At 28.5% G+C, this 14,060-nt stretch carries 16 protein-coding genes; 5 read left to right on the plus strand and 11 right to left on the minus strand.

The features are described from left to right. Positions 1-769: 769 nt before the first annotated feature. Entirely contained in the window at positions 770-1,189 is a 420-nt protein-coding gene (locus L3B96_RS26735) for a hypothetical protein (protein WP_238949026.1), read from the minus strand. 115 nt (positions 1,190-1,304) lie between these two features. Beyond that, the gene (locus L3B96_RS26740) at positions 1,305-1,604 is read right to left on the minus strand and encodes a hypothetical protein (RefSeq protein ID WP_011969081.1); all 300 of its coding nucleotides are present in this window, start codon (positions 1,602-1,604) and stop codon (positions 1,305-1,307) included. A gap of 290 nt (positions 1,605-1,894) precedes the next feature. Here L3B96_RS26740 and L3B96_RS26745 point away from each other — a divergent pair, with 290 nt between their 5' ends. Continuing rightward, positions 1,895-2,308, plus strand: coding sequence for a DUF1284 domain-containing protein (locus L3B96_RS26745; protein WP_041895791.1), 414 nt, complete (start codon positions 1,895-1,897; stop codon positions 2,306-2,308). A 152-nt stretch (positions 2,309-2,460) separates the two neighbouring features. On the opposite strand, the gene trpA is transcribed toward L3B96_RS26745, so the two are convergent. The 7 genes from trpA to trpE form a co-directional block, all read right to left on the minus strand. Then, a complete protein-coding gene (trpA, locus tag L3B96_RS26750) occupies positions 2,461-3,237 on the minus strand; it encodes a tryptophan synthase subunit alpha (RefSeq protein ID WP_238949027.1) in 777 nt (258 codons plus the stop codon). Beyond that, a complete protein-coding gene (gene trpB / locus L3B96_RS26755) occupies positions 3,237-4,412 on the minus strand; it encodes a tryptophan synthase subunit beta (RefSeq protein WP_017208946.1) in 1,176 nt (391 codons plus the stop codon). Before trpB ends, trpA begins: the two co-directional genes overlap by 1 nt. A gap of 21 nt (positions 4,413-4,433) precedes the next feature. After that, positions 4,434-5,123, minus strand: coding sequence for a phosphoribosylanthranilate isomerase (locus tag L3B96_RS26760; RefSeq protein ID WP_238949028.1), 690 nt, complete (start codon positions 5,121-5,123; stop codon positions 4,434-4,436). A 42-nt stretch (positions 5,124-5,165) separates the two neighbouring features. Then, positions 5,166-5,969 carry an indole-3-glycerol phosphate synthase TrpC gene (gene trpC / locus L3B96_RS26765; protein ID WP_238949029.1) on the minus strand — a complete coding sequence of 268 codons (804 nt, stop codon included), beginning with the start codon at positions 5,967-5,969 and terminating at the stop codon, positions 5,166-5,168. A gap of 24 nt (positions 5,970-5,993) precedes the next feature. Next, positions 5,994-7,010: an anthranilate phosphoribosyltransferase gene (trpD, locus tag L3B96_RS26770; RefSeq protein WP_238949033.1), complete on the minus strand. Its 1,017-nt coding sequence runs from the start codon at positions 7,008-7,010 to the stop codon at positions 5,994-5,996. 82 nt (positions 7,011-7,092) lie between these two features. After that, complete coding sequence (locus L3B96_RS26775; RefSeq protein WP_238949030.1) at positions 7,093-7,680, minus strand: aminodeoxychorismate/anthranilate synthase component II; 588 nt, start codon at positions 7,678-7,680, stop codon at positions 7,093-7,095. Continuing rightward, on the minus strand, positions 7,677-9,068 hold the full coding sequence (gene trpE, locus L3B96_RS26780) for an anthranilate synthase component I (protein WP_238949031.1): 1,392 nt from the start codon (positions 9,066-9,068) through the stop codon (positions 7,677-7,679). The genes L3B96_RS26775 and trpE overlap by 4 nt, the downstream gene beginning before the upstream one ends. Positions 9,069-9,799: 731 nt before the next feature. Here trpE and L3B96_RS26785 point away from each other — a divergent pair. Then, positions 9,800-9,985, plus strand: a complete 186-nt coding sequence (locus L3B96_RS26785) for a hypothetical protein (RefSeq protein WP_238949032.1) — start codon at positions 9,800-9,802, stop codon at positions 9,983-9,985. Positions 9,986-10,059: 74 nt separating this feature from the next. Here the strand turns inward: L3B96_RS26785 and L3B96_RS26790 are convergent, their stop codons facing one another. Beyond that, the gene (locus L3B96_RS26790) at positions 10,060-10,488 is read right to left on the minus strand and encodes an Rrf2 family transcriptional regulator (protein ID WP_011969072.1); all 429 of its coding nucleotides are present in this window, start codon (positions 10,486-10,488) and stop codon (positions 10,060-10,062) included. Positions 10,489-10,811: 323 nt separating this feature from the next. Between L3B96_RS26790 and L3B96_RS26795 the strand changes: the two genes are divergently transcribed. Next, entirely contained in the window at positions 10,812-11,921 is a 1,110-nt protein-coding gene (locus L3B96_RS26795) for a DEAD/DEAH box helicase (protein ID WP_238949034.1), read from the plus strand. 215 nt (positions 11,922-12,136) lie between these two features. Here L3B96_RS26795 and L3B96_RS26800 read toward each other — a convergent pair whose 3' ends face one another. Then, entirely contained in the window at positions 12,137-12,829 is a 693-nt protein-coding gene (locus tag L3B96_RS26800) for a cyclic nucleotide-binding domain-containing protein (protein WP_011969070.1), read from the minus strand. 172 nt (positions 12,830-13,001) lie between these two features. Here L3B96_RS26800 and L3B96_RS26805 point away from each other — a divergent pair, with 172 nt between their 5' ends. After that, on the plus strand, positions 13,002-13,424 hold the full coding sequence (locus tag L3B96_RS26805; protein ID WP_017208937.1) for a DMT family transporter: 423 nt from the start codon (positions 13,002-13,004) through the stop codon (positions 13,422-13,424). Between the two features lie 21 nt (positions 13,425-13,445). Beyond that, complete coding sequence (locus tag L3B96_RS26810) at positions 13,446-13,907, plus strand: DMT family transporter (protein WP_017208936.1); 462 nt, start codon at positions 13,446-13,448, stop codon at positions 13,905-13,907. The last annotated feature ends 153 nt before the right edge of the window (positions 13,908-14,060 follow it).

Below are 14,060 nucleotides of genomic sequence, written 5' to 3' on the forward strand. Positions count from 1 at the left end.
ACGCCGCCAGCGTTCGTCCTGAGCCAGGATCAAACTCTCAATAAAAAGTTTAATCTTAGCTTACTCAAATAAAGAATTGCTGGTTTACTTAAATGTATTTATGTTATTCTGTTCAATTTTCAAAGACCAATTTTCTTTCCAAAGCCTGTTGTTACAAGGCTTTACAAGTTTCTGTCGTTTCTGACAGCTTACTCAGTATATCATCGCTTTCAGACTTTGTCAACAACCTTTTTTAAAACTTTTCAAACATTTTTTCAAACACTTTATCAGCTTTAAGTTATTGAATTTCATGCTTTCAGCGACGAATTACATCATACCATTACTATTTATTCTCGTCAATAACTTTTCCATCTTTTTCATCTTAAATTTATGATAGTTTTGTAAGATATAGTTGTTTTTAATAACTTTATCTTTTACTACATATTTTCTCTTTACACTATTACTATAACCATTGGCTTTAAATTTATACTATAAAATTAAATTATTTTTATAATTCTTAAAAATTCTATATTTATCTGATTATAGTACTTAGTTATGCATTAGTATCAGTCGCTTTGCATAATAATGACTTTTCTTTAATTTTGCATTATAAATTGCTCATATATCTTAGTAATCCAAACTTATTGTATACAATAACCTAAAAATAGAATACTCTACAGATTACCTCTAATTGTATTCTATTTTTTATTAACACATAAAAGATAATAAAAATTATAGAAAAAATAAGTTTCCATGAAATATGAAAACCTACTTGTTCTTAAAAAATATTTTAATTATTATTCCTTGGTACAAATCCTTTTATAATTAATGTTGACCAATCACTATTAGGATTTTCAATCCACTCACATTGGATATCAAGAAACTTAAGCCACGCATTAAGTCCATGACTTTTTTTACTGACGTTTGGTGACTTTCTTCCGTGTATTTCTTTTATATCTTCTAATAATTCAACTTGTTCATCTTTTCCTAATTCTTTATTAAACAATTGCTTTAATATTTCTAAACTCTCATTATAAGCTACAGCATCACCTATATACAATTCATCCGCATATACTTGTCTTTCCTTATTTAATAAATCACTTATTTCATTAATTTCATCTTTATTTGATAAATATTGTTTAACCCTTCTTAAGGCTTCAATATCATTATCTAATTTGTTTATGGTTTTTTCTAAACTTTCAAATCTCATTTATTCTTCTCGCTTTACATTTTATATTTTAATCATCAATTACTTAATGAAAATTAATTTATTATAACATTAATATTTATATTTTATCTATATAATTTAAATAATCTCTAATAATTTATAATTTCAAATTAATTTTATCATAAAGATGAACTAAGTATTCAACATTCACACTGTTATCAATTAGTTTATCAATTCTATTTCTAGCAATTCCTAATGTATCCCTTGCCTCTCTTAAATCTTTATCCTTTACGCAATTATTTGCATATGTTAATAGATAATCTATTTTTAGAACATCTTCAGCTAAATCTTCCCTATCAGCATTTACTAGTTCCACTAATAAGGAATAAACTTTAGGAGATGTTGTATTTTTAGTATCTTTTAATATATCTGTATTTCTGCTAGTCTTTTTTGTCATAAACTTAAACACCTCATTTCCTCAAAATTATAACATTATTAATTACAATTTACTATTTATATTCAATACACCTTAATAAAACTATTTTTTAACTGATGTATTATTATATTTTGCTCCTATAAAAAATTCATATCCAGATATTTTATAGACTTCTTTATCATAAACTTTATTTTCAACATAAACTATTTCATAAATCAATCATGCGAATAGTCAACCTTACAATTCCATAAGGTTGACAAACTATTTTTATATGCTATATACTGGAAGAAAAATTAGATGGAGTTATAAAAATGTTATTACTTAGACCACATCATATAAATTGCTTATTTTTTTATCAAGGATTAGGATATAGTAAGAATTTTACAATAGGCATGGATAAATTGGTAACTTTAATTAAGGAAAATCCTTATTCTAAAGTTATGTTCATTGTAGGATGTGATATCCTATGTAATAATTGTCCTAATAGACAAGTTAATAATTGCTGCATCACTCAAAATAAAGTTAATGAATTAGATTATAATACTTTACGAACCTACAATATCAAAGAAAATAAATTATATACGTTTCATGAAATTATAGATACTATTTACAAAAATTTTAGTGAAGCTAAATTTAATAAAATATGTAGCTCATGTAACTGGTACAAAAAAGGAATATGTACGCAAAGTATAATTAGCTGTCAAATTGAAAAATGGGACTTATAAAGCAAATATCCTATTTATACTTTTCACTACTTCAGCCAGTTTAACATAAAAATATGAAATCCACTTTATCTTTACGATAAGGTGGATTTAACTGAAAATATCATAATAATAAATATGATATTTTTTATAGCTCATATTAAATATGCTTTATATTATTTAAGACCATCACTTAAATCTTTCACGAAATCTATTACTGCTTCTTTGCCTTCTGCCATTCTCTTCACTATTGCACTACCTACAATTACCCCATCACAATAGTCTTTAACTTCTTTTACTACTTCTTTTGACGAAATTCCAAAACCGATGCACATTGGTATATCTACGTTCTTTCTAACTTCTTCTAAATATTCATGAGTGCCAGAATCCAAAGTTTTTCTTTCCCCTGTAGTTCCATTTGTAGATACACAATATACAAAACCTTTTGCCCCTTTTGTTATTGCTGCTATTCTATCTTTTGAAGTTCTAGCCACTAGAGGAATTAAGTATATGCCATTATCTTCACAAATTTTATCAAGATCTCCCCTCTCCTCTAGAGGGACATCTGGAACTATAAGCCCATCTACACCGCTTTTTGCCGCTATTTTTAGGAAATTTTCTACTCCAGTAAAGTATACAACATTGAAATACACCATTAATACAATCGGAACTTCTGATTTTCCCCTTATTAATTCTACACATCTAAATACGTCTTTTACTTTTGTTCCATTTTGAAGCGCTTTAGTATATGCATTTTGTATTACTGGGCCATCAGCAAGAGGATCTCTAAAAGGCACTCCAATTTCAACTATAGTTGCTCCTTCTTTTTCTAAAGACACTATCAAATCAGCTGTTTCTTCAACCGTGAAATCTGCCCCACATGTTACAAAAGGTATTAAGACTTTTCTATTTTCTTCTTTTACTTTATTAAATGATAAATCTATTCTATTCATTATTTTTCACCTAGATATGCAAGCACAGCATCCATATCTTTATCTCCTCTCCCTGAAATATTTACAATTATGATTTTATCGCTGCTAAGTGTTTGTGCTAATTTTTTAGCATATGCTACAGCATGAGATGATTCAAGGGCTGGTACTATCCCTTCTATTCTTGTTAAATACATAAATCCATCTCTTACAGCTTCTTCATCTGTTATGCTTTCATATTCAGCTCTATTAGTTTCAGCTAAATATGCATGTTCAGGTCCAACTCCTGGATAATCAAGACCAGCTGATATTGAATATGCTTCAAGCACTCCACCATCATTATCCTGAAGTACATAACTCAACATTCCATGTAAGATTCCTTTTTCCTTCTTTGTAATGGTTGCTGCATGTTCTCCAGTTTCAATGCCTTTACCTGCAGCTTCAACTCCAATAAGATTAACTTCCTTGTCGTGAATAAATGGATAAAATATTCCTATTGCATTGCTTCCTCCACCAACTGGAGCTAAGATATAATCCGGTAGCCTTCCTTCAAGCTCTAATATTTGCTTTCTAGCTTCATCACCTATAACTCTTTGGAAATTCCTAACCATAGTTGGATATGGGTGAGGACCAGCAGCTGTTCCTAAAACATAGTATGTATCTTCTACATTTGAGGCCCAATATCTAATTGCTTCAGTTACTGCATCATTTAATGTTCTTACTCCATTTAATACTGGAACAACTTCAGCACCCAAAAGTTCCATCTTCTTAACATTCATAGCTTGTCTCTTTATGTCTTCTTCTCCCATAAATATCTTACATTCCAAGCCAAACTTTGCTGCTACTGTAGCTGTTGCAACGCCATGTTGTCCAGCACCTGTTTCTGCTATAACTTTCTTCTTACCCATTCTTTTAGCTAAGAGTACTTGACCTAAAGCATTATTAATTTTATGAGCGCCAGTATGATTTAAATCTTCTCTCTTTAAATAAATTTTTGCCCCACCTAAATCTTTTGTCATATTTTCAGCATAATAAAGTGGACTTGGTCTTCCTGTATAATAGTTTAAATAATACATGTACTCATCCATAAATTCTTTATCATCTATCACCTTATTGTAAGCATCTTCAAGTTCAATAAGTGCATTCATTACAGTTTCAGGAACATATTGCCCCCCAAATTCGTTAAATCTACCTTTCATTACTTTTCCGCCTTTCTTGATTCAATTAATATTAATTGCTCTCACTTTTTCAATTAAACTTCTCATCTTTTCAAAAGATTTTGTTCTAGTTCCATCTTCACTTGTTATTTCTACCCCTGATGAAACATCAATTCCATAAGGACTTACTTTCACTATTCTTTCAGCTACATTTTCTGGTGTTATACCACCTGCCAAAAAGAAACTGCAGGTATTGTTAGTTAGATTACAATTATTTTCCTTGTTAGAATCTACTTTTAATAATTCGCATATATCTTCTAATGGAAAAGTTTCTCCACTACCTGGTTTATCCCCATCAATAAGGATATTATCAATTGAATCTCTATACTTATGATCTGCATATTTTCTTATATTTTCAGCATCGCTTATTGATAATGCTTTCCATATACTTACTGATTTCTCCACTCTTGCCTTTAACGATGATATAAAGTTTTCATCTTCTTTTCCATGAAGCTGAATAATATTTAAAGGTAGTATGTTAATTATATCTAGAATTTCATCTATAGAATTATCTTTAAATACTCCAACGATTTTTATTTGTTTATCTAAATTATTAGATAACTGTTTAGCTTCTCTTACTGTTACCTGTCTTTTACTTTTTGTAAAAACAAATCCCATATATTCTGGCTTTAATATATTTAAATATTTAATCTCATTCTTATTAGTTATCCCACAAATTTTAACTTGAATCATATCAAATCCTCACATAATCTAATATTATTTTAGATTTATAAATTACTTATTATTTCTAAATTCTTTATATTTAGCTTTAAATTCAGAATCATTTATTTTTCTCATAAATAATTCTCCAATTAAAACTCCATCTACTCCATATTCCTTAATTGCATTCAAATCTTCTATACTCATGATTCCACTTTCAGCTATTATTATCTTATCTTTTGGAATACACCGAATTAATTCTTTAGTTATATCTAGCGAAACATTGAAATTTTTTAAATCTCTATTATTAACTCCAATAATTTCACAATCATATTTAAGTGCTAAATCTAGTTCTGCCTTATTATGAATTTCTACTAATGGTTCTAAATTAAATCTCTTTGCTTCTTTGTAAAATTCCCCCAACCTTTCACCTAAAACACTAGCAATAAGCAAAATTCCATTCGCGCCCAAAACTTTCGACTCATAAATCTGGTAGAAGTCAATTATAAAATCTTTACGCAATATTGGAGTATGCGAAATTTTTCTAATTTCTTTTAAATAATCATCACATCCTAAAAAGAAATCTTCTTCAGTTAGAATCGAAAATACATCTATTCCAATATACGTATAATAGTTTAATATTTCTTTTATATTAAAGTCCTCTACAATAATGCCTTTAGATGGTGATGCCTTTTTAAATTCTCCTATTACTGATAACCCATCTTTTCTTAATGCCTTTATAAAAGGGTTTCTAAAACTTGCTTCTACTTCATTTTCAACTCTACATAATGCTTGTTTTTCTAATTCTTTCATAGGAATTTCTTTTTTTCTCTTCTCTACCCTTATTTTTTTCATTTCAATAATATCATCCAAAATCAAAAACATTGCCCCCTTTATCATTATTTAAACTATCACTTGCAGACTAGAAAGTTCCTCATACTTTTTATAAGCTGCTTTCGAATCAATGAGCTCTGATGCTTTTTTAATGCCATCTTCTATGGAATCAACTAAGTTCGCTACGTATAACGCGGCCCCAGAGTTCAAAACTACAATATCTCTTTTAGGACCTCTTTCCCCCTTAAGGATTTTCATTATTATTTCTGCATTTTCTTTTGCTTCTCCACCCTTAATATCATCTAAAGTAGCTTTCTTAAAACCTAGCTTTTCTGGATCTAGTTTGTAATTTTTAATTCTTCCATCTTTAACTTCACATATACTTGTTGATGTAGTAATCGTAATTTCATCTAACCCATCATCACCATGAACAATCATTGCTCTCTTTAATCCCAGATTTAGCAATACTTCCCCAATATCCTTTAGTAAAGCTCCATCATATACTCCCATTAGTTGCCCAGTAATTGGTGCTGGATTTGCTAATGGCCCTAGTAAATTAAAAATTGTTCTTATTCCAAGTTCCTTTCTTTCTTTTGATACATTCTTCATAGCACCATTGTATTTTGGTGCAAATAGAAATGCCATTCCATTTTCCTCAATGATTTTTTTACTTTGAATTTCATCAAAATCAATATTTATTCCAAGTTCGACTAGTACATCTGCACAACCACTTTTACTCGAAACTGCGCGATTCCCATGTTTTGCAACCTTAGCACCACCACTTGCTGCAACTATTGCTACTGCTGTAGATATATTAAAAGTTTTTGAACCATCTCCTCCTGTACCGCAGGTATCAATCAAATGTTCTGTGTTTTCTATTTCAACTTTTACCCCATTATCTCTAATTGCTTTAATTGCACCTAATATTTGCCTTGGAGTTTCCCCATTTACTCTAAGGCCAACTAAGAAACCTCCAATTTGTGACGAAGTTGCTTCCCCTTTCATAATCTGATTAATTACACCTCTTACTTCATCTTCAGTTAATTCTTCCCTTAAAGCCAACTTCTTGATTGCATCATTTATGATCATTTTAATGCCCCCTTAAAATTTATAAAATTGCTTATTTCAGCGCTTTCACATTTAATATTACATTCTTTAATATTTAATTTTAATCACCTAATGTGTCCCCACAAATATTAATCACAAAATTTCCAATAATATGTTTACCTTTTGCTGTATATATTGATTCCGGGTGGAATTGAAGTCCAAAAACTTTGTATTCCTTATGCTTAAGTGCCATTATATAATTGCCTTCAACAGTTAGAGCTAGTACTTCAAGACAGCTCGGAAGTGAACTATTCTCAACTATAAGTGAATGATATCTCATAACTTCTAATTTTCTTGGTATTCCTTCAAATATATCCTTTCCTTTTACTTGAATTTTTGATGTTTTGCCATGAAAAATTTCGTTTGCTCTAATTACTTTTCCTCCATAAGCTTCTGCAATGCTTTGATGCCCAAGACATATACCCAAGATAGGAATCTTATTTCCTAATTCTTTTACAACATCTATCGATATACCTGCATTCTCTGGAATACCTGGTCCTGGGGATATTACTATACCTTTTGGATTTAGTTCTCTCAACTTCTCTACAGTTATTTCATCATTTCTAAAAACCACTGTTTCTGCAAATTCACTTAAGTATTGATATAAATTAAATGTAAATGAATCATAATTATCTATTAAAACAATCATCTTAAAGCCTCCTTTAAAGCCATTAGTTTACTTTGAACTTCTTCAAATTCCTTTTCTGGAACTGAATCATATACTATTCCAGCTCCTGCCTGAAGATAAGCTGTTTTATCTTTTAATATTAACGTCCTTATAGAAATTGCTGTATCCATATTTCCTCCATAAGAAAAATATCCGACGGCCCCTGAATAAATTCCTCTTTTGAAATCTTCAAGATCTTCTATAATCTCCATGGCTCTGATTTTAGGAGCACCAGATACTGTTCCTGCTGGAAGGCAGGCTGCTAATGCATCAAATCCATCTAAATCATCTTTTATATCCCCAACAACCTTAGTAGTAATATGCATAACATGCGAAAACCTCTCAATTTTCATAAAATCGCTCACATTAACTGTTCCTATCTTGCTTACTTTACCTATATCATTTCTTCCTAGATCAACAAGCATAACATGTTCTGCAAGCTCCTTTTTATCTTCAATTAATTCTTTTTCAAGTGCATTATCAATTTCTGGAGTTTCACCTCTTTTTCTAGTTCCAGCTATAGGATTTGTAATAACTTTTCCTCCTCTCACCGATACTAAACTTTCTGGTGATGATCCTATAACTTGATAGCTATCATAATCTATTAGGTACATATACGGCGAAGGGTTCTCTTCTCTAAGCTTTCTATATATCTCAAAATGGCTTTTTTCAGTTTCACAAGTCATTCTCTGTGATAATACAACTTGGAATATATCACCTGCCAATATATGTTCTTTTGCTTTTCTAACTTTTTCTTCAAAATCTTCTTTGGATGTATGAAATGTGAAAGAAACATCTTTCTTTCCTTTCGATGGCTCTGTTAGTATCGGCTTATAAAGCAGACTATTTATATATTCATATTGTGATTCGATTATTTCATCATACTCTCGAGCATCGTTTTTTAATATGTTGTCTATAATATAAACTTTATGAGTAAAATGATCGTAGCAAATATACCTGTTATAAAAATTAAATCTTATTATAGGAAGCTTTAAATCATCTTTGTTATTAAAATTAAGTTTTTTCTCATAAAACTGTATGGAATCATATCCCATATATCCTATAGCCCCGCCTTTAAATGAAAAAATATTGGTACTATTATCAAACTTTAATCTACTCTCTTTTTTGAGTTCATCTATTTCTTCTTTTCCATCCCCGCAAATTTCTTTATAAGGATTTTCTCCCAAAAATGAATACCTACCGAAATAATTTTCTTTACTTCCACTTTCGAAAATAAATTTTCTTTTACCTTTGAATCCACCAAAAATTTTAATAGGAGTAATTTCATCTCCTCTAAATTCACTTATTAATGAAAATATATATTCATCCTTCTTTTTTTGATTAAAAGTTTCCTTTGAAATATTAATCATGATTCTCCCCCCAATTTTCGTTAAATTATATAAAAAAAGCCACTTCATCCCGAATATTGGGACGAAGTGACTCGTTATGCCACCCAAAATCAAATACAATCTAAACGGTATTTCTCATAGCTACTTTAATCTTTAAATAATAGTTAAATTTAATATGGCAAATAGTAAATACTTTTACTTCTAACTCTATATTTAATAGAATTAAAAGTATTTTATAAGAACAAATAACATATTAAACTTATTAAAAATAAAAAAACATCCCGTCCTAAATAGGACGAAATGTATAAATTTCGCTATGCCACCTAATGTATATGTGCTATCAGATACTATTATGAAATTCAGTCAAACACAAAATTCCCATAATTATATCCTGTCATTTTAACGGCTGACTTCCCGTACATTCCTACTCTTAATATTTCAAAATGTCACCTCAAAGACCCATTCAATAATATCTTCAGTACTCGACTCTCACCAAACATCGAACTCTCTTTACACTAAGTTTTATTATCTACTATTCTTATCAAAGGTTTTAATTTATTGAAATTATAATAACATAGTCTTAAGAATAATACAACCCCTTTTAACATAGATAATTTATCTATAATATTAACTAAAAACATTATAGAAATATATAATTCACAATAAATATTTAAATTGAATATACTACCTTAGTAATTAATTATCCATTACTCTTTCTAAATTATTTATATTTCAATGAAAGGAGTTTTCATATGGAAACAGCATATGATTTATTTAAAAAATTACTTGTAGTTATGGCCGATATAGATAGAATTTTAGATGAAAAATCTAAGATAATTGACTCTAAACGTATAGAAATCTTAGATAAAAAAATAGATTCCTTAGAATTAGAAATGTTTGAATTAAAAAACAAATTAAAAAGCATTAAGGTAAAATAAAATAAGCCTACAGTAATGGTAGGCAGTACATATTTAGTAGCAGTAAATATATATCTACTGCTACTAAATCATGATTAAATATAATACATATCTTCTTTATTGTATTTTTTATAATCATTAACCAAATCCTCTAAAGTTATAGAATTGAAAAAATTAATTATTTTATTATTTATAACATTCCACAAATTTTCGCTCATAAAATTTTCTATTTCATTTTCATCATTCTCTATATCAATTAGAAGTAAATCACCTTCTAGAACATTTAATATATCTCCAATTGTAAATTCTCTAGAACTTTTAGCCAAAAAGTAGCCTCCTTGAGCTCCTTTCTTAGCATTTATAATGCCTCCTTTTCTTAAAGAAGAAAATATTTGTTCCAAATATCTCTCAGATATTCCTTGTCTTTCAGAAATACTTTTTACAGTAACCATCTCTGAAACCGAGAATATACAAATATCAATTAATGCTCTTAATCCATATCTACCTTTTGTTGAAATCTTCATAAAATCACCGTATCTTGCCTTTCTTCTATATTTAATTATATTAAGACACATTTAGAAAATCAACTATTAAAAGTTTTGTTTTACATACGATTTTCTTCAAATCTTTCTTTATAAATATATAAAATACTATCTTTTTCCCATAATTGTAAATACATTTTATTCTTCCTATTATAATTTAACACATTTTATTATTTTGTAAAACTCTTTTATATAGTAGATTGACTTTTAATGCTAGATAATTATATTATAAAGAATAGTGTCTAACATAAAAAGAAATACTTAAATTGATACTTTATTTGTAAATTATGAAAGGTATGAAAATAATGAATTTTAAACAATTAGGTCTTAGTGACGATTTAATCAAAATACTAAATAAATCAGGGATTGCTGATCCCACACCAATACAGAAGCAAAGTATCCCCAAAATAAGAGATGGAAAAGACGTCATTGCAGAAGCAGCTACAGGAACTGGGAAAACCCTTGCATTTTTACTTCCTCTTTTAGAAAATATAAATTCAAAATCTAATGAAATTCAGGCTCTCATATTGACTCCAACTCGAGAGCTTGCAATACAAATAACTAATGAAGCTAACAAACTCAAAGAATTTAATGATATCAATATATTACCTGTTTACGGAGGTAAAGATATTACTTCGCAGTTAAAAAAACTAAATAATAATATTCACTTAATTATTGCAACTCCAGGCAGACTATTAGATCATCTAGAAAGAAAAACTATCGACTTAAGTAAGTTAAAAACTTTTATCTTAGATGAAGCAGATCAAATGTTACTAATGGGATTTAAAAACGAAGTTGAATCAATTATAAGTAAGATGCCTAGAAAAAAACAACTTCTTTGCTTTTCAGCTACAATTGACTCTTCTGTAAAAAAACTAGCTTATAGATATATGAAAGATCCTATTGAGGTATTCATAAAACAAGATAATATAGCTCTAGATGCTATAGAACAAGATATTGTTGAAACTACTGATAGAAAAAAACGAGATGCTTTATGCAAAGTTCTAGATGAAGATAATCCATTTATGGCTATTATATTTTGTAGAACAAAAAGAAGAGTTGATGAACTTGAAGCAGTCTTGCATACTCGTAAATATAATTGCGAAAAATTACATAGTGACATCCCTCAAAATAAAAGAGAGAGAATAATGAAATCTTTTAGAAATGCAGAAATTCAATACTTAATTGCTACCGATGTTGCCGCAAGAGGACTAGATATAAATGGAATAACACATATTTATAATTACGATATTCCTGAAAGCGTGGAAAGTTATATACATCGTATTGGTAGAACTGGAAGAGCTGGCGAAAGCGGCTATACATGCATGTTTATAGATCCAAAGAACATAAAAGACGTCAACGAAATTGAGGACGCAATTGGATTTAAAATAAGAAGACGAAATGTAGAAATATAAAATTCAGACCACTAGCAGTTTTGAAAATACTAAATCAAAATTTTGTATGAATAAAAGTCCTCTACAAAAAATAATTTTAAACTTAGTAGAGGACATTTTTCAATACCATTCTTAAATATATAATTCAATTCATATTTATCTAAATAAGCCTTTGCATCAATCTATGCTAATTATATATCTGGTGGATCCTAAAAATAAGTAAATACAACAATCTGTTATTTATATAAATCTCCTGCTAAATACAATAATTTATCATAATCCTGAATAAAATATTCCTTATTATTTCTTTTCAAAATCCCTTCTAAGCAAAGCTTATTCAATGTTCTACTTAAATGCCTATAACTTGTTCCTAGCAATTCTGCTATTTCAATATAATTTTCTCTAAATATAATTTTTCTAGTATTTGAATTTTCAATTTCAGAGAATGCTATTATATAACTAGCAAGCCTATTCTCAAGTGGATATAATAAGTTTATTGAAGTATTAGTACTGCTATTTGTTAATTTCTCACTCAAATAGCTACATAAATTCACCAAAAACTTACAATCATTTATTAGAATTTTTCTTACAATATCAAATCTAATTCCTATACAGTAAGTGTCCTTAATTGCTTGAACACTGCAATCTGTTGGATTATTTCTCACAAATTCAGCATCTCCAATTATTGTAATCGGACTATAAAATGATATTAATAATGATTTACCATTTTCTAGATGCTTAGATACTTTAGCTTTTCCCTCAACTAAAAAATACATATTTTCTAAAATCTCTTCTTCCCTACAGATATATTCATTTTTATTAAACATATATAGTTCCATATATCTTCCCATATCTTCTGAAAATAGGTTTTCTAATTTATTTTTATTTATATATTCTGAAATCCTAATATTATCTTCTATCTTTATCAATGAAGTCAACTCCTAATAAATATTGAATAAAAAAATTAATTTTAAACATGACATTTGTCCTATATAAATCTCATTATAGTAATTTACAATATAAAGAGCAACTTTCCTATCAAAATAACTCTTAAAACTATTTATAAACAAAATAATAAATTTATTTAAGGAGATAGCACTTATGTATAATATTTTATCATTACTAATAGGCGTACTTATAACTATTATGATTGCTTTCAACGCTAAATTATCTGACGGACTTGGCAACTATTCTTCTTTAATTGTAATTCACTTTGTAGGATTAATAATTGTTATAGGAATAGTTATCTTTAAAAAGATTAAAATTACTTTTAAGAATAATTTACCATTATATCTTTATATTGCTGGGGCTATTAGTGTTTTCACCGTTATGTTTAATAACTTAAGCTATGCAGCTCTTGGAGTTTCTCTTCCTGTTGCATTAGGACTTCTAGGCCAACTATTAACTTCATTAGCTTTTGATCACTATGGATTCTTAGATGTGCCAAAGTCTAATTTTAATAAGAAAAAATTTATAGGGCTCTTAGTTATAATAGCTGGAATCTTTATCATGTCATTTTTTTAAAAGAAAGGAGCAATTATTAATATGTTTTTTGTTTTAATTTCGATAGCAGCTGGCGCTATTGTAGTAATTTCAAGAATTCTAAATACTAGACTTTCTGAGAAGGTAGGGTTAGTACAATCAAGCTTTTTTAATTATATTACTGGTTTAGTTGCATCAATATTATTATTTATTATTATAAAAGATAAATTTTTACTTGAACAATTTCGCACTCTTCCACTTTATGCTTATTTAGGTGGTCTATTAGGAGTAATTGTTGTCATCTTATCTAGTGTTATAACGCCAAAGATGTCCTCATTTTATGCTACTTTATTAATATTTATTGGACAACTTTTTACTGGAATCATTTTGGATTGTGTGATACAAAATACTATTCCATTAGCCAAAATCATCGGGGGACTTTTAGTTGTCTTAGGTTTAGCGTACAATTTGCATATAGATGCATCTACACAAGAACTTACAGAATTAGATGAAAATATTATATAGGCTAATCTACAAATATGTAATTATAAAAAGAGGTAACATACAAAAACAAAGTGTTACCTCAAAATCCACATATTATATTTTACGAGAGTGTAAAATAGTCTGTGTAAACTTCATTAGAATGATATAATAAATTATCAAATGAAGGGAGCACAG

Origin of the sequence: Clostridium sp. YIM B02569 (assembly GCF_022320765.1) — a bacterium.
GTDB classification, from domain to species: domain Bacteria; phylum Bacillota; class Clostridia; order Clostridiales; family Clostridiaceae; genus Clostridium; species Clostridium beijerinckii.